This is a genomic window from Serratia sp. FS14 (assembly GCF_000695995.1).
In the GTDB taxonomy this organism is placed as follows: Bacteria; Pseudomonadota; Gammaproteobacteria; order Enterobacterales; family Enterobacteriaceae; genus Serratia; species Serratia nematodiphila.
The window spans coordinates 4,057,129-4,079,576 of sequence record NZ_CP005927.1 but is presented as its reverse complement, the minus strand read 5'-3'; the positions used below and the strand labels follow the sequence as shown (position 1 = coordinate 4,079,576).

20 protein-coding genes are annotated in these 22,448 nt (G+C 61.2%); 13 read left to right on the top strand and 7 right to left on the bottom strand.

The annotated features are described in order from the left end of the window. Window positions 1-98: 98 nt before the first annotated feature. The 6 genes from hemA to kdsA are packed head-to-tail and all read left to right on the top strand — an operon-like array spanning window position 99 to window position 5,472. Window positions 99-1,361: a glutamyl-tRNA reductase gene (gene hemA, locus L085_RS18570; RefSeq protein ID WP_004941072.1), complete on the top strand. Its 1,263-nt coding sequence runs from the start codon at window positions 99-101 to the stop codon at window positions 1,359-1,361. Window positions 1,362-1,392: 31 nt separating this feature from the next. Continuing rightward, complete coding sequence (gene prfA, locus L085_RS18565; protein WP_033652048.1) at window positions 1,393-2,478, top strand: peptide chain release factor 1; 1,086 nt, start codon at window positions 1,393-1,395, stop codon at window positions 2,476-2,478. Continuing rightward, the gene (gene prmC / locus L085_RS18560; protein ID WP_044031428.1) at window positions 2,478-3,311 is read left to right on the top strand and encodes a peptide chain release factor N(5)-glutamine methyltransferase; all 834 of its coding nucleotides are present in this window, start codon (window positions 2,478-2,480) and stop codon (window positions 3,309-3,311) included. Before prfA ends, prmC begins: the two co-directional genes overlap by 1 nt. 40 nt (window positions 3,312-3,351) lie before the next feature. Then, a complete protein-coding gene (locus L085_RS18555; RefSeq protein WP_171455054.1) occupies window positions 3,352-3,753 on the top strand; it encodes a SirB2 family protein in 402 nt (133 codons plus the stop codon). Next, window positions 3,750-4,559: an invasion regulator SirB1 gene (gene sirB1 / locus L085_RS18550; RefSeq protein ID WP_015377575.1), complete on the top strand. Its 810-nt coding sequence runs from the start codon at window positions 3,750-3,752 to the stop codon at window positions 4,557-4,559. Before L085_RS18555 ends, sirB1 begins: the two co-directional genes overlap by 4 nt. Before the next feature lie 58 nt (window positions 4,560-4,617). After that, the gene (gene kdsA / locus L085_RS18545; RefSeq protein ID WP_004941087.1) at window positions 4,618-5,472 is read left to right on the top strand and encodes a 3-deoxy-8-phosphooctulonate synthase; all 855 of its coding nucleotides are present in this window, start codon (window positions 4,618-4,620) and stop codon (window positions 5,470-5,472) included. 46 nt (window positions 5,473-5,518) lie between these two features. Here kdsA and dauA read toward each other — a convergent pair whose 3' ends face one another. Then, the gene (gene dauA, locus L085_RS18540) at window positions 5,519-7,207 is read right to left on the bottom strand and encodes a C4-dicarboxylic acid transporter DauA (protein WP_015377577.1); all 1,689 of its coding nucleotides are present in this window, start codon (window positions 7,205-7,207) and stop codon (window positions 5,519-5,521) included. Between the two features lie 232 nt (window positions 7,208-7,439). Next, on the bottom strand, window positions 7,440-7,925 hold the full coding sequence (locus L085_RS18535) for a heme-degrading domain-containing protein (protein WP_004941092.1): 486 nt from the start codon (window positions 7,923-7,925) through the stop codon (window positions 7,440-7,442). Between the two features lie 200 nt (window positions 7,926-8,125). Here L085_RS18535 and L085_RS18530 point away from each other — a divergent pair, with 200 nt between their 5' ends. Further along, the gene (locus L085_RS18530; protein ID WP_015377579.1) at window positions 8,126-9,226 is read left to right on the top strand and encodes a GGDEF domain-containing protein; all 1,101 of its coding nucleotides are present in this window, start codon (window positions 8,126-8,128) and stop codon (window positions 9,224-9,226) included. A gap of 31 nt (window positions 9,227-9,257) precedes the next feature. Here the strand turns inward: L085_RS18530 and mfd are convergent, their stop codons facing one another. Together mfd and L085_RS18520 are read right to left on the bottom strand one after the other, a co-directional pair. Continuing rightward, a complete protein-coding gene (gene mfd / locus L085_RS18525) occupies window positions 9,258-12,731 on the bottom strand; it encodes a transcription-repair coupling factor (RefSeq protein WP_044031427.1) in 3,474 nt (1,157 codons plus the stop codon). A gap of 204 nt (window positions 12,732-12,935) precedes the next feature. Continuing rightward, window positions 12,936-13,541, bottom strand: a complete 606-nt coding sequence (locus L085_RS18520; protein WP_044031426.1) for a serine acetyltransferase — start codon at window positions 13,539-13,541, stop codon at window positions 12,936-12,938. A 419-nt stretch (window positions 13,542-13,960) separates the two neighbouring features. On the opposite strand from L085_RS18520, the gene lolC reads away from it, so the two are divergent. The 5 genes from lolC to cobB all read left to right on the top strand — a co-directional run bounded on the left by lolC (window position 13,961) and on the right by cobB (window position 19,006). Further along, window positions 13,961-15,163, top strand: coding sequence for a lipoprotein-releasing ABC transporter permease subunit LolC (gene lolC / locus L085_RS18515; protein ID WP_004941116.1), 1,203 nt, complete (start codon window positions 13,961-13,963; stop codon window positions 15,161-15,163). Further along, window positions 15,156-15,860, top strand: coding sequence for a lipoprotein-releasing ABC transporter ATP-binding protein LolD (gene lolD, locus L085_RS18510; RefSeq protein WP_004941120.1), 705 nt, complete (start codon window positions 15,156-15,158; stop codon window positions 15,858-15,860). The genes lolC and lolD overlap by 8 nt, the downstream gene beginning before the upstream one ends. After that, window positions 15,860-17,107, top strand: a complete 1,248-nt coding sequence (gene lolE, locus L085_RS18505; protein WP_004941124.1) for a lipoprotein-releasing ABC transporter permease subunit LolE — start codon at window positions 15,860-15,862, stop codon at window positions 17,105-17,107. Before lolD ends, lolE begins: the two co-directional genes overlap by 1 nt. Window positions 17,108-17,160: 53 nt before the next feature. After that, a complete protein-coding gene (gene nagK, locus L085_RS18500; RefSeq protein ID WP_004941127.1) occupies window positions 17,161-18,078 on the top strand; it encodes an N-acetylglucosamine kinase in 918 nt (305 codons plus the stop codon). A gap of 91 nt (window positions 18,079-18,169) precedes the next feature. After that, entirely contained in the window at window positions 18,170-19,006 is an 837-nt protein-coding gene (gene cobB / locus L085_RS18495) for a Sir2 family NAD+-dependent deacetylase (protein WP_044031425.1), read from the top strand. A gap of 45 nt (window positions 19,007-19,051) precedes the next feature. On the opposite strand, the gene potD is transcribed toward cobB, so the two are convergent. Both potD and L085_RS25440 read right to left on the bottom strand, forming a co-directional pair. After that, a complete protein-coding gene (gene potD, locus L085_RS18490) occupies window positions 19,052-20,095 on the bottom strand; it encodes a spermidine/putrescine ABC transporter substrate-binding protein PotD (RefSeq protein WP_033633291.1) in 1,044 nt (347 codons plus the stop codon). After that, window positions 20,025-20,342: a hypothetical protein gene (locus L085_RS25440; RefSeq protein WP_144240706.1), complete on the bottom strand. Its 318-nt coding sequence runs from the start codon at window positions 20,340-20,342 to the stop codon at window positions 20,025-20,027. Before L085_RS25440 ends, potD begins: the two co-directional genes overlap by 71 nt. On the opposite strand from L085_RS25440, the gene L085_RS18485 reads away from it, so the two are divergent. Beyond that, window positions 20,332-21,042 (top strand): MurR/RpiR family transcriptional regulator, encoded by a 711-nt coding sequence (locus L085_RS18485; protein WP_044031424.1) that lies wholly within the window; start codon window positions 20,332-20,334, stop codon window positions 21,040-21,042. The two genes, L085_RS25440 and L085_RS18485, sit on opposite strands and share 11 nt — an antisense overlap. A gap of 12 nt (window positions 21,043-21,054) precedes the next feature. Here the strand turns inward: L085_RS18485 and L085_RS18480 are convergent, their stop codons facing one another. Further along, window positions 21,055-22,440, bottom strand: coding sequence for a glycoside hydrolase (locus tag L085_RS18480; protein ID WP_044031423.1), 1,386 nt, complete (start codon window positions 22,438-22,440; stop codon window positions 21,055-21,057). Between the last annotated feature and the right edge of the window lie 8 nt (window positions 22,441-22,448).

Below are 22,448 nucleotides of genomic sequence, written 5' to 3'. Positions count from 1 at the left end.
TTGAACGGAAGATGCGGTTGTTACTTTTATTGATCCCGCGCATCAAGTAGAATGCCGCTCAACGAGAACCCGTACCAACAGAAGTATTACTCGAAGCAATGACCCTGCTGGCGTTAGGTATAAATCACAAAACCGCTCCGGTTTCTCTGCGTGAAAGGGTGACCTTCTCGCCAGAGTCCATCGATGAGGCGCTGACCAGCTTGCTCCAACAACCGTTGGTGCAGGGCGGCGTCGTGTTGTCCACCTGCAACCGCACCGAGCTGTATCTCAGCGTGGAGCAGCAGGAGCACATGCACGAGCAGCTGGTCGCCTGGCTGTGCGCCTACCACAACCTGCGTCCGGAAGAGGTGAAGAAAAGCCTCTACTGGCATCAAGGCAACGATGCGGTCAGCCATCTGATGCGGGTGGCCAGCGGGTTGGACTCGCTGGTGCTGGGCGAACCGCAGATCCTCGGCCAGGTGAAAAAGGCCTTCGCCGAGTCGCAACGCGGCCAGTCGCTGTCCGGCGAGCTGGAACGCCTGTTCCAGAAATCCTTCTCCGTCGCCAAGCGCGTGCGCACCGAAACCGAAATCGGCGCCAGCGCAGTTTCCGTTGCTTTCGCCGCCTGTACGCTGGCGCGGCAGATTTTCGAATCGCTGGCCGATCTCAACGTCTTGCTGGTGGGCGCCGGTGAAACCATCGAGCTGGTGGCGCGCCACCTGCGCGAGCACAAAGTGCGGCATATGATCATCGCTAACCGCACCCGCGAGCGCGCGCAATTGCTGGCGGAGGAAGTCGGCGCGGAAGTGATCACCCTGCCGGAGATCGACGAGCGTCTGGCGGACGCCGACATCATTATCAGTTCCACCGCCAGCCCGCTGCCGATCATCGGCAAGGGGATGGTGGAGCGGGCGCTGAAAGCGCGCCGCAACCAGCCGATGCTGCTGGTGGATATCGCCGTACCGCGCGATATCGAGCCGGAGGTCGGCAAACTGGCCAACGCTTATCTGTACAGCGTGGACGATCTGCACGCCATCATTCAAAGCAATCTGGCGCAGCGCAAAGCGGCGGCGGTGCAGGCGGAGTCGATCGTGCAGCAGGAAAGCACCAACTTTATGGCCTGGCTGCGTTCGCAGGGCGCGGTGGAAACCATCCGCGACTACCGCTCGCAGGCCGACCAGATCCGTGCAGAGATGGAGGCCAAAGCGCTGGCCGCCATCGCGCAGGGCGCCAACGTGGAGCAGGTTATTCACGAGCTGGCCCATAAACTGACCAACCGTCTTATTCATGCCCCTACCAAATCCCTCCAGCAGGCCGCCGGCGACGGCGATGTGGAGCGGTTGCAGTTATTACGCGACAGCCTCGGGCTGGATCAGCATTAGTTTTCTCTATTAACAGGGTTTATTACCACGCATGAAGCCTTCTATTGTTGCCAAACTGGAAGCGTTACAAGAGCGCCATGAAGAAGTGCAGGCGCTGCTCGGCGATGCCGGCGTTATCGCCGACCAAGACCGGTTCCGCGCGCTGTCGCGAGAATACGCGCAGCTGACCGACGTCAGCCGCTGCTTCCTGGAATGGCGTCAGGTGCAGGAGGATCTGGAGACGGCGGAAATGATGCTGGACGATCCGGAAATGCGCGAGATGGCGCAGGAAGAGCTGAAACAGGCGCGGGCGAGCAGCGAAGAGCTGGAACAGCAGCTGCAGGTGCTGTTGCTGCCGAAAGATCCGGACGATGAGCGCAGCTGCTTCCTCGAAGTGCGCGCCGGCACCGGCGGCGATGAGGCGGCGATCTTCGCCGGCGATCTGTTCCGCATGTACAGCCGTTACGCCGAAGGCCGCCGCTGGCGCGTCGAGGTGATGAGCGCCAACGAAGGCGAACACGGCGGCTTCAAAGAAGTGATCGCCAAAGTTTCCGGCGACGGCGTGTACGGCCAGCTGAAGTTTGAATCCGGCGGCCACCGCGTGCAGCGCGTGCCGGAAACCGAATCCCAGGGGCGCATCCACACCTCCGCCTGCACCGTGGCGGTGATGCCGGAAGTGCCGGAAGCCGAGCTGCCGGACATCAACCCGGGCGATCTGAAAATCGACACCTTCCGCTCCTCCGGCGCTGGCGGCCAGCACGTTAACACCACCGATTCGGCGATCCGCATCACCCACCTGCCGACCGGCATCGTGGTGGAGTGCCAGGACGAACGTTCACAGCACAAAAACAAAGCCAAGGCGATGTCGGTGCTGGGCGCGCGCATTCGCGCCGCCGAGATGGCCAAGCGTCAGCAGGCCGAGGCGTCCACTCGCCGCAACCTGCTGGGCAGCGGCGATCGTTCCGATCGCAACCGCACCTACAACTTCCCGCAGGGGCGGGTGACCGACCACCGCATCAACCTGACGCTCTACCGTCTGGACGAGGTGATGGAAGGCAAACTGGACATGCTGATCCAGCCGATCGTGCAGGAGTATCAGGCCGATCAGCTGGCGGCGCTGTCCGCCGAGCAAGAGTGATGGATTATCAACACTGGCTGCAAGCCGCCGCCGCGCGTTTGACCCACAGCGACAGCGCCCGGCGCGACGCGGAAATCCTGTTGGGTTTCGTGACCGGCAAGGCCAGAACCTTCCTGATGGCGTTCGGGGAAACCCTGCTGACGCCGCTGCAGCAACAGCAGCTGGAGACGCTGCTGGCGCGCCGCGAACGCGGTGAGCCGGTGGCCTATCTGGTGGGCGAGCGCGAGTTTTGGTCGCTGCCGCTGTCGGTCTCGCCCGCAACGCTGATCCCGCGCCCGGATACCGAATGCCTGGTGGAACTGGCGCTGGCGCGCCTGCCGCCGCAACCCTGCCACTTCCTCGATCTCGGCACCGGCACCGGCGCCATCGCGCTGGCGCTGGCCAGCGAGCGCCCGGATTGTTCGGCTATCGGCGTCGATGTGCAGCCGGAGGCGGTTGCGCTGGCGCAGCACAATGCGCACAAGTTGAAGATCGATAACGTCCGGTTCTTGCAGGGCAGCTGGTTTACGCCCGTCGCGGGGCAACGCTTCGCGCTGATCGCCAGCAATCCGCCCTATATCGACGCCGCCGATCCGCATTTGTCGCAGGGCGACGTGCGCTTCGAGCCGGGCAGTGCGCTGGTCGCCGCCGAGCATGGCTTGGCGGATCTGGCCGCCATCGTGCGCCAGGCGCCGCACTATCTGCAGCCGCAGGGCTGGCTGCTGTTGGAACATGGCTGGCAGCAGGGTGAGAGCGTGCGCGCGCTGCTGCAGGCCGCCGGATTTTCCGCTGTCGCCACCCACCGTGATTACGGCGACAACGACCGCGTGACGCTCGGCCAATGGCCGGGATAAGCGCCCTCATAATAACGACGCCCGAGCCATTTAAGGGAGCATCATGACTGCATACACCGCGTTGAAACATTTCCATTTGCTGACGGTCGCCATCAGTATTACCTTGTTTGTGCTGCGTTTCTTTTGGCAGTGGCGCCGTTCGCCGATCATGGGGCGTCGCTGGGTCAAGATAGCGCCGCACCTGAATGACACGCTGCTGTTCGTCAGCGGCATCGCGCTGGTGGTGACGTTCGGGTTTTATCCGCTGCTGGGTATGGACTCATGGCTGACCGAGAAGCTGTTTGGCGTTATTATCTATATCCTGCTTGGCTACGTCGCATTGGGCAAGAAGACCAAAAGTCAGCGGCTGCGAACCGTGGCGTTCGTGCTGGCGTTGGGCTGCCTGTACCTGATAATTAAACTTGCCACGACGAAAATACCGTTTCTGATGGGATACCTATGAGTAGCATTGCTGATTTTGAATTTAACACCTCGCCGCTGAGCGAAGGGGTGATCCTGGTGTCGCAGTCGGTGCGGCGCGATTTCCCGGCTGCCGACGTGGAGCGCAAGCTGCAACAGCTGGTGGACGAAGCGCGCGCGGTGGTGCCGGCCGATATCACTCAGGAGCAGCAACTGGATGCGCTCATTGAACTGTTCTACAAGACCTGGGGATTCGGCGGCGCCAGCGGCGTGTACCGCCTGTCGGACGCCATCTGGCTGGACAAGGTGCTGGAGGGGCGGCAGGGCACGCCGGTTTCGCTCGGCACCATCTTCCTGCACATCGCCAACGCGCTGGATCTGCCGCTGCTGCCGGTGATTTTCCCCACTCAGCTGATCCTGCGCGCCGATTGGCTGGATGAAGAGCTGTGGCTGATCAACCCGCTGAACGGCGAAACCCTGAGCGAACACCAGCTGGAAGTGTGGATTAAGGGCAACCTGGGCTTGGGTGCCGAGCTGGAAGACGACGATCTCGACGAATCCGAGAACATCATGGTGGTGCGCAAGATGCTGGATACGCTGAAGGCCGCTCTGATGGAAGAAAAGCAGCTGGAAATGGCGCTGCGCACCAGTGAAACGGTGTTGTGCTTCGATCCGGAAGATCCGTACGAGATCCGCGACCGCGGGCTGATTTACGCCCAGCTGGAGTGCAACCATATCGCGATTTCCGATCTCAACTATTTTGTCGAGCAGTGCCCTGAAGACCCGGTCAGCGAAGTGATCAAAGTGCAGATCCATTCGATTGAGCCGAAACAGGTGACGCTGCATTAATTTAATGACTCCGTGCAGTTTGCAAGGCGACGGTTACAACCTTAACAAAGGCGAAAGCATGAAACAGAAAGTGGTTAGCATTGGCGACATCGACGTAGCAAACGACCTGCCGTTTGTGCTGTTTGGCGGTATGAACGTGCTGGAATCGCGCGATCTGGCGATGAGCATCTGCGAGCACTACGTCACCGTGACGCAAAAACTGGGCATCCCTTACGTTTTCAAAGCCTCTTTCGACAAAGCCAACCGTTCTTCCATCCACTCGTACCGCGGTCCGGGCCTGGAAGAAGGGATGAAGATCTTCGAAGAGCTGAAGAAAACCTTCGGCGTGAAAATCATCACCGACGTGCACGAAGCGGCGCAGGCGCAGCCGGTTTCCGAAGTGGTTGACGTGATCCAACTGCCGGCCTTCCTGGCGCGTCAGACCGATCTGGTGGAAGCGATGGCGAAAACCGGCGCGGTGATCAACGTCAAGAAGCCGCAGTTCGTCAGCCCGGGGCAGATGGGCAATATCGTCGACAAGTTCAAAGAGGGCGGCAACGACCAGGTGATCCTGTGCGATCGCGGCAGCAACTTTGGTTATGACAACCTGGTGGTCGACATGCTGGGCATCAACGTGATGAAGAACGTGACCGGTGGCCATCCGGTGATCTTCGACGTGACCCACGCGCTGCAGACCCGCGATCCGTTCGGCGCCGCGTCCGGCGGCCGTCGCGCTCAGGTGGCCGAGCTGGCGCGTGCCGGCATGGCGGTTGGCCTTGCAGGGCTGTTCCTCGAGGCGCACCCGGATCCGAACAACGCCAAGTGCGACGGGCCGTCTGCGCTGCCGTTGGACAAGCTGGAACCGTTCCTGGCGCAGATGAAAGCCATCGACGACCTGGTGAAGAGCTTCCCGGAGCTGGATACCAGCAACTAAGCGCTCATCGCCAAAAAAAAGCCCGACGCGTCGGGCTTTTTTACGTTTAGGCGCCGGTGGCCGCCAGCGCTTCCGGCAGCGTCGGGTAGAACTGCAAGCGGCCCTCGATCGGCTGCACCCGCGCGCGCGCCAGGGTTTTCAGCGGCTGGAACGGCACGTCGGTGATCACCAGCTTTTTATCCGCCGGCAGCGCGTCGATAAAGCGCCGCAGGGCGCTCAGGCCGCCGGCGTCGAGCACCGGCACCGCATCCCACTGCAGCACGATCGTCCGGTAATCCTCGCTGCGCGCCAGCAGTTCGCTAAAGATGCGCTCGGCGGCGGCGAAGAACAGCGGGCCATTCACTCGCAGCACCAGGCGGCCATCGTCGGCGCTCAGCTCGCTCAGCCGCGTCATGCGGGCGATGCGACGCATAAACAGCAGCGACGCCAACACGATGCCCACGGTAATGGCGATCACCATGTCGAACAGCACCGTCAGCGACATGCACAGCAGCAGCACCAGAATGTCGTCCTTCGGCGCCCGGCGCAGCAGGTAAATCACTTTGTGCGCCTCGCTCATGTTCCAGGCGACCATCAACAGCAGCGCCGCCATCGCCGCCAGCGGCAGATAAGAGAGCCACGGCGCCAGAACCAGCAGCGCCAACAGCACCAGCAGCGCGTGGATGATGGCGGAAACCGGCGAGGTGGCGCCGGCGCGCACGTTGGCGGCCGATCGGGCAATCGCAGCGGTCGCGGTGATGCCGCCGAAGAACGGCGCGATGATGTTGCCCGCACCCTGGCCGATTAATTCGCTGTTCGAGTTATGCTTCTTGCCGGTCATGCCGTCGAGCACCACCGCGCACAGCAGCGATTCGATCGCCCCGAGCATCGCCATCGAAAACGCCGCCGGCAACAGGGCGGAAACGGTTTGCCAACTCAGAGTGAACGGTTGCCCGCCGCCGCCCGGCAGATCCCAGGGCAGCAACAGCTGCGGCAGGATCGGCGGAATGCCCTGGCCGCTGCTGCCATCGGCCAGCAGGTAGCTGAAGCGGGAGCCGATGGTCGCCACCGGGTGGTCAAACAGCGTCAGCAGCCCCATCAACGCGGTGCCCGCCAGCAGCGCCGGCAGGTGCCCGGGCACCCGCAGGCCGAGTTTGGGCCAGAAGATCAAAATCAGCAGCGTCACGGCGCCGATCAGGGTATCGCCGATATCCAGCGTCGGCAGCGCCTGCAGCAGGGCATACAGCTTGCCGACGTAATTTTCCGGCGTGTGCGTCAGCTGCAGGCCGAAGAAGTCCTTGATCTGCATGGTGGCGATGGTGATGGCGATGCCGGAGGTAAAGCCGAGCGTCACCGGCAGCGGAATGTACTCGATCAGCCTGCCAAAGCGCGCGAGCCCCATCAGCAGCAGAAATACCCCGGAGATCAGCGTGGCGACCAGCAGGCCGGCCAGGCCGAACTGCTGCGAGACCGGATAGAGGATCACCACGAAGGCGGCGGTGGGGCCGGAGACGCTGTAGCGCGAACCGCCGCTGACGGCGATGACGATGCCGGCGATGGCGGCGGTATACAGACCATACTGCGGCGGCACGCCGCTGGCGATCGCCAACGCCATCGCCAGCGGAATGGCGATAATACCGACCGTCACCCCGGCGATAGCGTCTTTCAGCAACCGCGCCAGGTTATAAGGTTCCCGCCAGCAGGCGTCTATCAGCGCGCTGAAGGGGCGAATTTTGTTTATTTCATGCGTTTTCATCTACGGTGCGTACCAAATCTTCAAAAGTGAAAGGAATGGCGGGCCCGATGAGGTCCGTCTTGTCACGTGACAGATACCATACGCCTTTTGTTCAGCGGATTACCAGACCTGTATCAATTTGGCGCAGGAAATCAGAGAGTCGCCCTTTTGTTCGGCGCTAAATTTCGATAATAGAGACGTCAGCCGCAGATTCTGCGGCTGACAAGAAAGGTGACAGTCAAGGTTTTAACGGTTATTGCAGGGCGGGCAGGGATAAGCCGAGAAAATGGGCTAAAGTGCTCACCAGCAGCTGATGATCTTCCTTCTGCGGCGCGCCGGAAATGCTGATGCTGCCGACGCAGCCGAGGCCGGTCAGGGTGAGCGGGAAGGCGCCGCCGTGCACCGAATAGTCACGCACGCTCAGCCCGTAACGCTCCTCCAGCGACGTTTGCCGCTGCTGCAGGCGCAGGCCGATGGCGTAAGAGCTTTTGTGAAAATGGTTCACCAGATTGCGCTTGCGCCGCACCCAGTCGGCAATGTCCGGCGTTGCCCCCGGCATGGCGTAATAAAACAGCGTCTGCCCGGCCAGTTGGATCTCGATGGCGATGCTCAGGCCGCGCCGCTCGGCGGCGGTTTTCAGCGCCGCGCCCAGTTCCCAGGCGGTGGCGGCGTCAAAATGGGTAAAGGCCAGCGTCGCTTCCTGTTCGCTGAGCGCTTGCAGTTCGTCGTCGATATTCATGCGGTTCTCCCCCGATAACACAACGCACAGAGTAGCCTGAAGCGGGCGTCGTGAGATAGACGGCTTGGCGATAAGATAGAACTGCTACTCTATTAATAGACTGTGTAAAATGGCCGCCGCCGAAGCGGAGACGACAGGGATGCGTTATTCAACGTCTGCACATTACCCCCTGGCGATCCCGAGGAGCGCGCTGACTATTTATGACTTACATTGCGTCCATTTCTACCCTTTACAGCGACGCCTGCATCACCTACGCCACGCTGTCGATAAGCTATTTCCTTCTCAGCAAGAATGCCCCTTTTTCTTATCAATCCGCACTGTGGAAGCGGGTTGTTTTCGGCCTGCTGGCCGGGGTGGCGGTGCTGTATTTGAGCCAGGATCGGCTGGAGCTGACCGATAAGGTGCATTACAGCTTTGCGATGATCCCGATGATATTGGTGACTTTCTTCGGCGGCGGCGTCAGCGGGCTGGTGAGTTTTCTGTTCGCCATGACGCTGACCGGCGGTTTCACCGTCGATAACCTGTTCATCGCCTCGATCGTCGCGCCGCTGCTGTTGTCGCGCGTGTGGCTGAAAAAATCCCACCGGACGTTTTACCTGACGATCGGCATCATCGCGCTGTATCGCATCGCGGTGGTGTGGCTGCTGGTGGACATGAGCGGGCTGTGGCCGGATGTGTTGCTGTACCAGGCGGTTTCCGCGCTCTGTCTGGCGATTTGCTATCATGCGCTGAATTTCAAAGAGCGCCATATCTACGCCTATTTCGCGATGCGCGCGCGCGCCACCACCGACAGCCTGACCCACATCAACAACCGCGCCAGCGTCGATTATCAGCTGATGCTGCAGCGTGCCGAGCGCCGCCCGTGCGGGCTGATGATCCTCGATTTGGATAACTTCAAAAGCATCAACGATACCTACGGCCATCCGGCCGGTGACGTGCTGCTGGCCAGCGTCGGCCGGCTGCTGCAAAACAGCGTGCGCAATGAGGACTTCGTCGGGCGCTACGGTGGCGAGGAGTTTATGGTGATCACCGCCAGCTACGATCCGCAGGTCATCGGCGGGGTGGCGGAGCGCATTCGCAGCGCGGTTGAAAGCTCGACGTTCTTGCTGAATGCGCACGACGAAGCGCACATCACGCTGTCGATCGGCGTGTCGCTGTATCTGCCGGGCATGAGGCTGGACAAGGCGATCGCCATGACCGACGAGGCCTTGTATGAGGCGAAGCGCAGCGGCAAAAACCGGGTAGTGACCAGCCGCGTGATGCAGCTGGCGCCGCTGGGCGCCGGATTCCCGCGCGAATAAGCCGCCCCCGCCGCCACGGCGGGGCATTGGCTCAGACCGCCAGCGTGTGTTCGCGGAAGGCGTTCAGCAGCTCTTCGGTGAACGCCAGGCGTTTTTGGCGATCGGCCAGATCGAGCGTGAACTTCAGCTTGCTCGGGCCGTCCAGGCGGTAAACCTGCGGATTGCCCTGCAACAGGCCGATCAGATAACCCGGATCGACGCGGTTGTTGTCGCCGAACTCGATAAAGCCGCCGCGCTCGTTGCTCTCGATGCGTTTGATCCCCAGTTTCTGCGCGTGCAGGCGCAGCGCCGCGCACTGCAACAGATTGCGCGCCGCATCCGGCAGTTGACCGAAGCGGTCGATCAGCTCGACCTTCAGCTCGTCAAGCTCACCGTCGTTCTTCGCGCTGGCGATACGCTTATACAGCGACAGGCGGGTATTGACGTCGGGAATGAAATCTTCCGGCAGCAGCGCCGGCATGCGCAACTCTACCTCGGTCTGGTTGCTGGTGAGATCTTCCAGCGACGGTTCGCGGCCGTTTTTCAACGCGTCGACGGCGCTTTCCAGCAGCTCCATATAGAGCGAGAAGCCGACGGTGGTCATCTGGCCGCTCTGGTCTTCGCCCAGCAGTTCGCCGGCGCCGCGGATCTCCAGATCGTGAGTCGCCAGCGCGAAACCGGCGCCGAGATCTTCCAGCGACGCGATGGCCTCGAGCCGTTTATGAGCGTCGGTGCCCATGGCTTTCGGGTTTGGCGTCAACAGATAGGCGTAAGCCTGATGGTGCGAACGCCCGACGCGGCCGCGCAGTTGGTGCAGCTGCGCCAGGCCGAAGCGATCGGCCCGCTCGATGATGATGGTGTTGGCGCTGGGGATATCGATGCCGGTTTCGATGATGGTCGTGCACACCAGCACGTTGAAGCGCTGGTGGTGGAAATCGTTCATCACCCGTTCCAGATCGCGTTCGCGCATCTGACCGTGACCGATGGCGATGCGCGCCTCCGGCACCAGCTCAGCCAGGCGTTGCGCCGCTTTCTCGATGTTTTCCACGTCGTTGTAGAGGTAGTAAACCTGGCCGCCGCGCAGCACTTCGCGCAGGATCGCCTCGCGCACCACCAGACTGTCGTATTCGCGCACGAAGGTCTTCACCGCCAGCCGGCGCGCCGGCGGAGTGGCGATGATCGACAGATCGCGCATGCCGCTCATCGCCATGTTCAGCGTACGCGGGATCGGCGTGGCGGTCAGCGTCAGGATATCGACGTCGGCGCGCATCGCTTTGATGCGCTCCTTGTGGCGCACGCCAAAGCGGTGTTCTTCATCGACGATCAGCAGCCCCAAATCCTTCCAGCGCAGATCGCTCTGCAGCAGTTTGTGGGTGCCGATGATGATGTCCACTTTGCCCTCAGCCGCGTCGTCCAGCACCTGCTGCTGCTCTTTGGCGCTGCGGAAGCGCGACATCATCTCGATGCGGATCGGCCAGGTGGCGAAGCGATCGCGGAAGTTGTCGAAGTGCTGCTGCGCCAGCAGGGTGGTCGGCACCAGCACCGCCACCTGCTTGCCGTTTTCCACCGCCAGGAAGGCGGCGCGCATCGCCACTTCGGTTTTGCCGAAGCCGACGTCGCCGCACACCAGGCGGTCCATCGCCAGCGGCTGGCACATGTCGCTCAGCACCGCGTTGATCGCCTGTTCCTGATCCGGCGTGGTTTCGAACGGGAAGCTCTGGCAGAACAGCTGGTATTGTTCGCGGTTATGCTTGAAGGCGAAACCGGCCTTGGCGGCGCGCTGGGCGTAAATATCCAGCAGCTCCGCCGCGACGTCGCGCACCCGTTCGGCCGCTTTTTGCCGCGCGCGTGTCCAGGCGTCGCCGCCCAGTTTGTGCAACGGAGCGTTTTCATCCGCGCCGCCGGCGTAGCGGCTGATCAGATGCAGCGAAGACACCGGTACGTACAGCTTGTCCTCACCGGCGTAGGAGAGGATCAGGTATTCAGCCTTGATGCCGCCGGCTTCCAGCGTGGTCAGGCCGACATAGCGGCCAACGCCGTGCTCCAGGTGCACCACCGGCTGGCCGGGATGCAGCTCCGCCAGGTTGCGGATCAGAGTATCGGTGTTGATGGTGCGCCGGTTGTCCTGCCGGCGGCGGCTGACGCGCTCGCCGAGCAGATCGCTTTCGCAGATCAGTGCACGCTGGCGCAGGCCGTCGAGGAAGCCGTGTTCGGCGGCGCCGACCATCATGTAACGGCCCGCGGTTTCCGCCTGATCGAGACGCTGGATCAGCGCCGGCGCCAGCTTGATGCGGCCGAGCAGATCCTGCAGCGTTTCACGCCGCCCCTCGCTCTCGACGGAGAAAATCACGCTGCCGTCGAAGCCTTCGATAAAGCGCCGCAGATTATCCAGCGGGGATTTATGCTGCGCCTGCACCGCCAGATCGGGCAGGGCATGGTAATCCAGATTGGTATTGCCGGCCTTGGCCGGCAGCTCATCGGTTTTCAGCGCGATGCGCGGCCAGGCTTTCAGCTCGCCGAACAGCGCGTCAACGCGCAGCCATAGCGTATCCGGCGCCAGCAGCGGGCGCATCGGATCGACGCGGCGGCTTTCGTAACGCTGGTTGACGTCCTGCCAGAAGCGCTCGGCGGCGCCCTCCAGATCGCCGGTATTGACGATCAGCGTATTGGCCGGCAGGTAGCTGAACAGCGACGGCAGCGGCTGGCTGAAGAACAGCGGCTGCCAGTATTCGATACCGGCGGGCCAGGCGCTTTTGCTGACCTGCTGATAGATGTGCTCGGCGTCGCGACGCACCTCAAACTGCTCGCGCCACTGGCTGCGGAACAGCTCGATGGCGTTCTTGTCGGTGGGAAACTCGTGGGCCGGCAACAGATTGATGGCCTCGACTTCGCTCAGCGTGCGCTGGGTATCGACGTCGAAGATGCGCAGGCTGTCGATTTCGTCATCGAAGAAGTCGATGCGGTAAGGCTCATCGCTGCCCATCGGATAAAGATCGAGCAATGCGCCGCGGGTGGCGAATTCGCCGTGCTCCATCACCTGATCGACGCTGCGGTAACCGGCCTGTTCCAGCTGCGTGCGCAGCTTGTCGCGCGACAGGCGCTGGCCTTTCTTCATCACCAGCGCGTGGCCGTGCAGGAATTCGTGCGGGCAGACGCGCTGCATCAGGGTGTTGACCGGCAGAATGATCACGCCGCGCGCCATGGTCGGCAGGTGATACAGGCTCGACAAACGATCCGAGATGATTTCCTGATGCGGCGAGAAGCTGTCGTACGGCAGGGTTTCCCAGTCGGACAGTGTGGTCACCATCTGATCGGTGAACTGCTGGATCTCGTCGCGCAGCCGCAGGGCGTTTTGCATATCCGGCGCGATCAGCATCACCGGGCCAGGGTGGCGCTCGACGATCTCGGCGCACTCCACGGCGCAGGCCGCGCCGGTCAGTTGCCCCAGCTGGCGCAGATCGCCCGCGCGTTCGGGCAGAGAATAACGGGGGGATGAGGAACGGTTACGGCTATCGGAAGTGCTCATTCAGGTATCTTTAATCAATGTGTTAGAGGGCGTCCCGGCACGGATAACCCAGTGCTTTTATGCTGTTTATAGTAGCCCAGCGGCCGGCAAACTGACACCGATAAAAGTGCCCTATCTCGTTAGTTATCGGGGCGACGATGCACGCAAGCGCGACGCCAACAAGGCGTCGCCGGGAGGAAAGATAGAACGCCAGTCAGCGCAAGATTAGCGCTTTTGATATTCGTCAAAGGACAAGTAATCCGTATTCAGCACAATTGACTCTTTGCGCGAAATAATCTTGGCCGGCATGCCTGCCACGATGCAGTTTGGCTCAATGTCACTGGTGACAACGGAGTTGGCGCCAATCGTAACATTGTCACCGATAGTGACCGGACCAACGATCTTGGCTCCGGCAGCAATGGTGACGTTATCGCCGATAGTGGCGACGTCTTCACGGCTTTTGAAGAGGTTGTTGCCGATGGTCACACCTTGCAGGATGGTGCAATTTTTACCAATCTTCACGTTGGGATGGATAACGATGCCGCCGAAGTGCGGAATAAGCAGGCCTTCACCGATACTGGCCTGATGGGGAATTTCGATGCCATATTTTATCTGCAGGCGCTTGAGATTTTTCACCAGTAGACGAAAACAAATTCTCTCAAAGATATTGCGTTTTTTGGCGTGAAAATCACTGTGCAGCCGCAAGGTGAAAATGTAGTTAAAGCCGACGTAGTTCTGTTGGAAAAGGGACTTGATTAGCCTTGCGATGCCGGACTTTCTGCTCGCGCGAAAGAAGTCGGCATAGATTTTATATTTTGTTTCCGTTCTCATTGATTGCCCTTGCGTTTAACCGATAACTATCATCAACTTTGTCAATGTTGGCAGATAGTAGCATAGGGTGAAATCGCTGGCGATCCTGCGCGCAGAACCTTGAGTGAAACCCGCTTGGCCGGCGGCGTGTTGCAACGGTGGGAAACGGCAATGTGGCCAGTGCCTGGTGAGTTACAGAGGCAAACGCGATATCGCAGGTCTCACTATCATTTTCAGAAGAAACTGAGGCGGAACGCCGCAAGTATTTTGCCGATTCACTAAAAACAGTTAAGTGTAAACAAGGGGTTATCCGAGATGGGAAGGCCGGATTCGTACTGCTGTAAGAATCGTAAAAATCTTTATTTTTCATTTAATTGTTTTCAGGGCGACGATATAATCCATGGTCACTTTGCTTAAGCCACGGCTATCAAACGGATTTCATGTATCAACCTGTCGCGTTATTCATTGGCCTGCGCTACATGCGCGGGCGAGCCTCAGACCGCTTCGGGCGGTTTGTTTCCTGGCTTTCCACCATCGGCATTACGCTGGGGGTGATGGCGTTGGTCACCGTGCTGTCGGTGATGAACGGATTCGAAAAGGATCTGGAAAACAACATTCTCGGCCTGATGCCGCAGGCGTTGGTCACCAGTCCGCAAGGATCGGTCAACCCGCAGCAGTTGCCGGCCTCCGAGGTGCAGAAGCTGCAGGGCGTCACGCGCGTCGCGCCGCTGACCACCGGTGACGTGGTGCTGCAAAGCGCCCGCAGCGTGGCGGTCGGGGTGATGCTCGGCGTCAATCCCGACGAGGCCGATCCGCTGACCCCATATCTGGTCAACGTCAAGCAACAGCAACTGCAGCCGGGCCAGTACAACATCATCATCGGCGAACAGCTGGCGGGGCAACTTGGCGTCAAGCGCGGCGATTCGCTGCGCGTGATGGTGCCGAGCGCCAGCCAGTTTACGCCAATGGGCCGTATTCCCAGCCAGCGCCTGTTCACTCTCATCGGCACCTTCCACGCCAACAGCGAGGTGGACGGCTATCAGCTGCTGGTCAACCAACAGGACGCTTCGCGCCTGATGCGTTACCCGGCCGGCAACATCACCGGCTGGCGCCTGTTCCTGCAACAGCCGCTGACGGTCGATACCCTCAGCCAACAGGCGCTGCCGGCGGGCACCGTCTGGAAAGACTGGCGCGATCGCAAGGGCGAGCTGTTCCAGGCGGTGCGCATGGAGAAGAACATGATGGGGCTGCTGCTCAGTCTGATCGTGGCGGTGGCGGCGTTTAACATCATCACCTCGCTCGGCCTGCTGGTGATGGAGAAGCAGGGCGAAGTCGCCATTCTGCAGACTCAGGGGCTGACCCGCCGCCAGATCATGTCGGTATTTATGGTGCAGGGCGCCAGCGCCGGCATCATCGGTTCGCTGCTCGGCACGCTGCTCGGCGTGCTGCTGGCTACCAATCTGAACAATCTGATGCCGATCCTCGGCGCCTTGATCGACGGCGCTTCGCTGCCGGTGGCGGTCGATCCGCTGCAGGTGACGATCATCGCCGTGGTGGCGATGGCGGTTTCTCTGTTGTCCACGCTTTATCCTTCATGGCGCGCTGCCGCCGTACAACCCGCTGAGGCTTTACGTTATGAGTAACCATCTTTTGCTGCAGTGTGACAACCTGTGCAAGACCTACCAGGAAGGCAATCTGCACACCGACGTGCTGCGCAATGTTAGCTTTGCCATGCAGCAGGGCGAGATGATGGCGATCGTCGGCAGCTCGGGTTCCGGCAAGAGCACCCTATTGCACCTGCTGGGCGGGCTGGACTCGCCGACCTCCGGCGAGGTGATCTTCAAGGGCGAATCGCTGAACGCCATGTCTTCGGCGGCCAAGGCCGAGCTGCGCAACCGCCAGCTGGGCTTCATCTATCAGTTCCACCATCTGTTGCCGGACTTCACCGCGCTGGAAAACGCCGCCATGCCGCTCTTGATCGGCGGCGCCAAGCCGGCGCAGGCGCAGGAGAAGGCGCGGGAGATGCTGGCGGCGGTCGGGCTGGAAAAACGCAGCAAGCACCGCCCGTCCGAGCTCTCCGGCGGCGAACGTCAGCGCGTGGCGATCGCGCGCGCGTTGGTCAACAACCCGGCGTTGGTGCTGGCGGACGAACCGACCGGTAACCTGGATAAACGCACCGCGGACAGCATCTTCGATCTGCTGGGCGAGCTGAACGTGCGCCAGGGCACCGCTTTCCTGGTGGTGACGCACGATCTGCAGCTGGCCAAGCGCCTGAGCCGCCAGCTGGAAATGGCCGACGGCCACCTGCAGGCGCAACTGACCCTGATGGGGGCCGAGTAATGGCGGGAGCCTCACTGTCCTTCCTGACGGCCCTGCGTTTCAGCCGCGGCCGTAAACGCGGCGGCATGGTGTCGCTGATCTCGGTCATCTCCACCATCGGCATTGCGCTGGGGGTGGCGGTGCTGATCGTCGGGCTGAGCGCGATGAACGGCTTTGAGCGTGAGCTGAAGAACCGCATTCTGGCGGTGGTGCCGCACGGCGAGCTTGAGCCGGTCAATCAGCCGTTCAGCGGCTGGCCGTCAATTCTGCAGCGGGTGGAAAAGGTGCCGGGCATCTTGGCCGCCGCGCCGTACATTAACTTTACCGGCCTGATGGAAAACGGCGCGCAGCTGCGCGCGGTGGAAGTCAAAGGCGTGGATCCGCAGCAGGAGAGCCGGCTGAGCGCGCTGCCGCAGTATGTGCAGGGCGACGCCTGGGCCAACTTCAAGCCCGGCGAGCAGCAGGTGATCCTCGGCAAGGGCGTGGCCGACGCGCTGGGCGTCAAGCAGGGCGCCTATGTCACGGTGATGATCCCCAACAGCGACCCGGAAATGAAGCTGCTGCAGCCGAAGCGCATTCGCCTGCACGTGACCGGCATTTTGCAGCTCAGCGGCCAGCTCGATCACAGCCTGGCGCTGGTGCCGCTGGCCGATGCGCAGCAGTATCTCGACATGGGTGACAGCGTCACGGGCATCGCTCTCAAGATGAACGACGTGTTCGCCGCCAACAAGCTGGTGCGCGACGCCGGCGAAGTGACCAACGCTTACATCTACATCAAGAGCTGGATCGGCAAGTACGGCTATATGTACCGCGACATCCAGATGATCCGCGCCATCATGTATCTGGCGATGGTGCTGGTGATCGGCGTGGCCTGCTTCAACATCGTCTCCACGCTGGTGATGGCGGTGAAAGACAAAAGCGCCGACATCGCGGTGCTGCGCACCCTGGGCGCTAAAGACGGCTTTATTCGCGCCATCTTCATCTGGTACGGGCTGTTGGCCGGGCTGCTGGGCAGCCTGAGCGGCGTGGTGATCGGGGTGATCGCTTCGCTGCAGCTGACCAACATCATCCGCGGCATCGAGAAACTGGTCGGTCATTCCTTCCTGTCGGGCGATATCTACTTCATCGACTTCCTGCCTTCCGAGCTGCACTGGCTGGACGTGCTGATCGTACTGGCGACCGCCATCGTGCTGAGCCTGTTGGCCAGTTGGTATCCGGCGAGGCGCGCCAGCCGCATCGATCCGGCGCGGGTGCTGAGCGGACAATAACACCGACGGGGAGGCAGCGATGCCGCCCCGTTTTTTTAGCCTGGGGATGGGTTATGTACTACGGTTTCGATATGGGCGGCACCAAGATTGAGCTGGGGGTGTTCGACGGCAACCTGCAGCGCATTTGGCAAAAGCGGGTGCCGACGCCGCGTGAAGACTACCGGCAACTGCTGGCCACGCTGTGCGATCTGACCCTTGAGGCGGATGCGTTTTGCGGCCGGCGCGGCAGCGTCGGCATCGGCATACCGGGCCTGCCCAACGACGATGACGGCACGTTGTTTACCGCCAACGTGCCGGCGGCGATGGGGCGGCCGCTGCCGCGCGATCTGGCGGCGCTGATCGGGCGCGAGGTGCGCGTCGATAACGACGCCAACTGCTTTGCGCTGTCGGAAGCCTGGGACGACGAGTTCCGCCGCTACCCGACGGTGCTGGGCATCATCCTCGGCACCGGCGTGGGCGGCGGCCTGATCGTCGATGGCAAGACGGTGCCTGGGCGCAACTATATCGCCGGCGAGTTCGGCCATTTGCGCCTGCCGGTGGACGCGCTCGAGGTGCTGGGGCGTGATGTGCCTCGCGTTGCCTGCGGGTGCGGCCATCAGGGTTGCATTGAAAATTACATATCGGGCCGCGGTTTCGAATGGATGTACGCCCATTTCTATGGCCGGCGCTTGCCTGCCACCGAGATCATTGCGCATTATCAGGCGGGCGAGCCGCAGGCCGTGGCGCATGTCGATCGCTTTATGGACGTGCTGGCGATCTGCCTGGGTAACCTGCTGACGGTGCTGGATCCGCACCTGGTGGTGATCGGCGGCGGGCTGTCGAACTTCGACGCTATTTACCAGGCGTTGCCGCAGCGGCTGCCGGCGCACCTGCTGCGGGTGGCTCGGCTGCCGCGCATCGAGAAGGCGCGCTATGGCGACGCCGGCGGCGTGCGCGGCGCAGCGTTCCTCAATTTGGCGCGCCCAACGTAATGGGCGTTGAGGCAAGGCGTGAATGTATGCGGCCAACAACGCCGCAACGTCCAGTAAGAAGGGTAAACAGGGAAAAGTAAGGAGAGAGTTAATGCACACTCGCCATCGGCTGTGTCAGTTTCGCAAGAGTAAGCATGTGCTGCATCAGCGCTTTCGTTCACGCATTTTTCACCGTGACACCATGGCGGCGGCCGAGCTGAAAAAGCCGTTTGTGGTGGTGTTGACCGGGGCCGGCATTTCGGCCGAGTCGGGTATTCGCACCTTCCGCGCCGCGGATGGGCTGTGGGAAGATCACCGGGTGGAGGACGTCGCCACGCCGGAAGGTTTTCAGCGCGATCCGGCGCTGGTGCAGGCGTTTTACAACGAACGCCGCCGCCAGCTGCAGACGGAGGACATTGCCCCGAACGCCGCGCACCGCGCGTTGGCGGATTTGGAAGAGTGGTTGGGGGACAACTTCCTGCTGATCACGCAAAACATTGATAACCTGCATGAGCGCGCCGGCAGCAAGCGGGTGCTGCACATGCACGGCGAACTGCTGAAGGTGCGTTGCACCCAGTCGGGGCAGGTGTTCGAATGGCCCGGCGATCTCAGCGTTGACGATCGTTGCCATTGCTGCCAGTTCCCGGCGTCGCTGCGGCCGCACGTGGTGTGGTTCGGTGAGATGCCGCTGGGCATGGACGACATCTACCAGGCGCTGAGCAAGGCCGATTTCTTCGTCGCCATCGGCACCTCCGGCCATGTCTACCCGGCGGCCGGCTTCGTGCATGAGGCGCGGCTGGGCGGCGCTTACGCCATGGAGCTGAACCTGGAACCGAGCCAGGTAGAGAGCCAGTTCGATGAGAAACACTACGGTCTGGCCAGCGAAGTGGTGCCGCGTTTTGTGCACAAGTTCCTGGTGGGCAAGGTGGCGCGGGCCGACCGGCCCTGAGAAAGGCATCAGGGCGCAATGCGCCCTGATGGGATGGCGGGCGTATTAGCGCCCGGCTTTCAGCTTTTGGAAGTAGCTTTCGTACAGCGTGCTGGCGTCGCCGACGTCGTTTTGCCACTCGCCGTGCTCAATCACCGCCTTATCCGGGTAGAGCGACTTGTCGTTGGCGATCTCCGGCGACAGCAGCTTCTTCGCCGCCAGGTTCGGCGTCGGGTAACCGATGGTTTCCGCCACCTGCACCGCGATTTCCGGCCGCAGCAGGAAGTCGATCAGCTTCAGCGCCCCTTCGACGTTGCGCGCGTTGGCCGGAATGGCCAGGCTGTCCATCCAGAAGATCCCGCCTTCCTTCGGCCAGACGATCTCCAGCGGCGTGCCGGCCTGGCGCGCCACAAAGGCCGAGCCGTTCCACACCATGCCGACGTTGACTTCCCCTTCCATAAACGGGTTGCCCGGGTTGTCGGAGTTGAAGGCCAGCACGTTCGGCATCAATTTCTGCAGTTCGTGATAGGCGGCTTCGATCTCTTTCGGGTCAGTGGTGTTGCCGGAATAGCCCAGCTTGAGCAGCGCCATCTGGAACACTTCACGCGCGTCGTCGGTCAGCAGCAGGCGGCCTTTGTACTGCGGTTGCCACAGATCGGCCCAGGCGGTGACGGTGGACGGATCCTGCGCGTCGCTGTTGACGCCGATGGCGGTGGCACCCCAGATATAAGGAATGGAGTAGTCGTTGTTGGGATCGAACGGCTTGTTCAGCAGGGTGGGATCGAGATCCTTGAAGTGGCTGAGCTTGCTCTTGTCGATTTTTTGCAGCATGCCTTCCTTGCTCATCTTGGCGATGAAGTAGGTGGAAGGCACCACCAGATCGTACGCGCCGTCTTTGTAGGTCTTCAGCTTGGCGTACATGCTTTCGTTGGATTCATAGGTGGAATAGATCACCTTGATGCCGGTTTCTTTAGTGAACTGCTCCAGCAGCCCCGGCGGGACATATTCAGTCCAGTTATAGAAATACAGCGTTTTGCCGTCAGAGGCGTTTGCAGAGCAGAAACTCAGCGCCATCATCCCGGCTGCGAGCAGATGTGACCACTTTTTCATGCAGCGTATCCTTCAGCAGTAGTGAGCCGAACCCGTATGGGCTGCCGTTTTCGGCCGCGCCATACCCCAGAAAGGGGCCATTATAGGGGGCGGGGCGGGGTGGGTAAAGGCGGTTATCCCGCTGGCAAATCAAGGGGTTCAGCGCCTTAAAGCGCATCACAATTTGTGTGTCTCGCGCTGGACAGGCGGTGAAGCGCGTGCGAAACAATAATTTTGTCGAATAAACGAGGGCAGCGATGAATTTCAAACAGGTCTTCAGCCAGGCTGAGCTCAGCAAGACGGATCTGACGATTTTGCACTGCATTCTCGACAACCCGGACGCCTGCATCGACGACGGCATCCGTGCGGTGTCCGCACGCTGCTACAGTTCCCCCTCGACGCTGGTGCGGCTGGCTAAAAAGCTGGGCTTTCGCGGCTATCTCGAACTGGTCTATTTCATCAAATTCAACCTGACGATGGCGCCGGCTTACCAGGCGGAACGCGCTACGTCGGCGGCACCGCCGGCCCAGCAGGCGCAGTTTCTCGATCTGCTCGACAACGGCAAGATCCTGATCCACGGCAGCGGTTTTTCGCAGCTGGTGGCTCAATATATGTACAACAAGTTTATGACGCTGGGTGTAGACAGTTATCTGTCGCTGTGGCCGGATTTCGACATTCTTGACCGTGAGACGCGCTTTCGCTTCGACATGGTGATCGTGATTTCAAAGTCGGGCAACAGCGGCTCGGCGCTGAGCTGGAGCGAGGCGGTGAAGCGTAACCGCATCCTGCTGGCGGCCTTCTGCGGCGACGGCGACAGCCCGCTGGCGCAGCAGGCCGACATGACCTTTCTGTTTGAGGACCGGCAAAAATACGATCACGATATCTACTATCCCAACCCGTTTTTCGGCCACTGTCTGTTGGGATTCGAGAATGTGATCACCGCCTGGTTTGAACGACGCGGCCGCTGACGGCCGCACCGTTTAGCGCCAGTGCCCGGCATACGCGCGGTGGGCCTGCAGGTACTCCTCCACCAGCGTTTTCGCCAGCGAGTAGGAGTTGACCAGCGGGTGCACCATCAGCGCCTTGATGGCCAGTTGGCGGTTGCCGGTCAGGATCGCCGCCACCGCCAGCCGTTCGTACTCTTTCACCTGCGAAATCAGGTTTTTCTGGGTGTCGGGAATATCGCGCATTTTGACCGGCTGAATGCCGGCGCTGCTCAATTCGCAGCTGATTTCGATCACGTCTTCCGGGTGCAGAAAATCGAGCGTGTCGCGGTTTTGCATCGACACCACCACGCGTTTTTGCCGGCCGCTGTTGACCGCCTCCAGAATGTCGATCGCCACCCCGGCATAGCCGCCGCTGTCCGGCTGCTCGATAAACTGTTGCAGCGTCAGCATCTCGCGCGTTTTCACCTTACCCTGGTTGGACTCGCGCTGCATGTAGGAGTTTTCGCGCTGCAGATAATGGCTGAAATAGACAGAGAAGGCGTGTTCCAACTGGTGGGGGATGTCCAGCTCGCCTAACTCTGACAGCATTTGGCGGTTGATCGCCGCGATTTGTTCGCCGCGGGTCTCGCCGCCCGCGACGATGGCGGCGATCGCCTGCTCACGATAGTAGTAATAATAGAGATACTCGTTGAGCATCAAATTGTCCGACAGCGCCACCAACTCCGGCGAGAAGTATTTCATGCAGGTATCACGATACAGGCGCGGATCCGCCAGCAACCGTTCCGTGACCGGTTCGCCGTTGACGCGCGCATTGCGGAACCAGGAAAGATGGTTGAGGCCGAAGCAGTCGACGCTCAGTTGGTCTTCGCGGCAGCCCAGCAGCTCGGCCAGTTCGCGGATAAACTCGCTGGGGGCGTCGCAGATGCCATAGACCCGGCGCTGGAAGCCGGATTTGATGATCGCCTCGGTCACCATGCCGGAAGGATTGGTGAAGTTGAACAGGACCGCGTCCGGTGAGGAAACCTGTTCGATCAGGCGGCAATAGTCGAGGATCGCCGGAATCGAACGCATCGCCATGGCGAAGCCGCCGGCGCCGGTGGTTTCTTGCCCGAGCAACTGGTGATTGAGTGCGATGCGCTCGTCATGGATGCGGCCTTCCTCGCCGCCGATGCGCAGGGTGGTGATGATGTAGTCGGCGCCTTGCAGCGCCTGGCGCGGATCGCTGCTGAGGCTGAAAGCAATGTCGCCGCGAATGCGCTGGAATACGCCCTGCGCGAGGGCGCCGTAGATCGCCAGATGGCGCTCATCGGTATCCATAAACACCACTTCGGTAATGCCGATGCGATGGGCGTTATAGGCGATGGATTTGGCGAGGAACGGGGAACGCACGCCGCCGCCGCCGAGAACGGTTAATTTCATTCGATATC

What these genes read in the sequence shown, in the direction of transcription:
- hemA (WP_004941072.1), top strand. Translation starts at nt 99, where the DNA reads ATGACCCTGCTGGCGTTAGGTATAAATCACAAAACCGCTCCGGTTTCT.
- prfA (WP_033652048.1), top strand. Translation starts at nt 1,393, where the DNA reads ATGAAGCCTTCTATTGTTGCCAAACTGGAAGCGTTACAAGAGCGCCAT.
- prmC (WP_044031428.1), top strand. Translation starts at nt 2,478, where the DNA reads ATGGATTATCAACACTGGCTGCAAGCCGCCGCCGCGCGTTTGACCCAC.
- sirB1 (WP_015377575.1), top strand. Translation starts at nt 3,750, where the DNA reads ATGAGTAGCATTGCTGATTTTGAATTTAACACCTCGCCGCTGAGCGAA.
- kdsA (WP_004941087.1), top strand. Translation starts at nt 4,618, where the DNA reads ATGAAACAGAAAGTGGTTAGCATTGGCGACATCGACGTAGCAAACGAC.
- dauA (WP_015377577.1), bottom strand. Translation starts at nt 7,207, where the DNA reads ATGAAAACGCATGAAATAAACAAAATTCGCCCCTTCAGCGCGCTGATA.
- L085_RS18535 (WP_004941092.1), bottom strand. Translation starts at nt 7,925, where the DNA reads ATGAATATCGACGACGAACTGCAAGCGCTCAGCGAACAGGAAGCGACG.
- L085_RS18530 (WP_015377579.1), top strand. Translation starts at nt 8,126, where the DNA reads ATGACTTACATTGCGTCCATTTCTACCCTTTACAGCGACGCCTGCATC.
- mfd (WP_044031427.1), bottom strand. Translation starts at nt 12,731, where the DNA reads ATGAGCACTTCCGATAGCCGTAACCGTTCCTCATCCCCCCGTTATTCT.
- L085_RS18520 (WP_044031426.1), bottom strand. Translation starts at nt 13,541, where the DNA reads ATGAGAACGGAAACAAAATATAAAATCTATGCCGACTTCTTTCGCGCG.
- lolC (WP_004941116.1), top strand. Translation starts at nt 13,961, where the DNA reads ATGTATCAACCTGTCGCGTTATTCATTGGCCTGCGCTACATGCGCGGG.
- lolD (WP_004941120.1), top strand. Translation starts at nt 15,156, where the DNA reads ATGAGTAACCATCTTTTGCTGCAGTGTGACAACCTGTGCAAGACCTAC.
- lolE (WP_004941124.1), top strand. Translation starts at nt 15,860, where the DNA reads ATGGCGGGAGCCTCACTGTCCTTCCTGACGGCCCTGCGTTTCAGCCGC.
- nagK (WP_004941127.1), top strand. Translation starts at nt 17,161, where the DNA reads ATGTACTACGGTTTCGATATGGGCGGCACCAAGATTGAGCTGGGGGTG.
- cobB (WP_044031425.1), top strand. Translation starts at nt 18,170, where the DNA reads ATGCACACTCGCCATCGGCTGTGTCAGTTTCGCAAGAGTAAGCATGTG.
- potD (WP_033633291.1), bottom strand. Translation starts at nt 20,095, where the DNA reads ATGAAAAAGTGGTCACATCTGCTCGCAGCCGGGATGATGGCGCTGAGT.
- L085_RS18485 (WP_044031424.1), top strand. Translation starts at nt 20,332, where the DNA reads ATGAATTTCAAACAGGTCTTCAGCCAGGCTGAGCTCAGCAAGACGGAT.
- L085_RS18480 (WP_044031423.1), bottom strand. Translation starts at nt 22,440, where the DNA reads ATGAAATTAACCGTTCTCGGCGGCGGCGGCGTGCGTTCCCCGTTCCTC.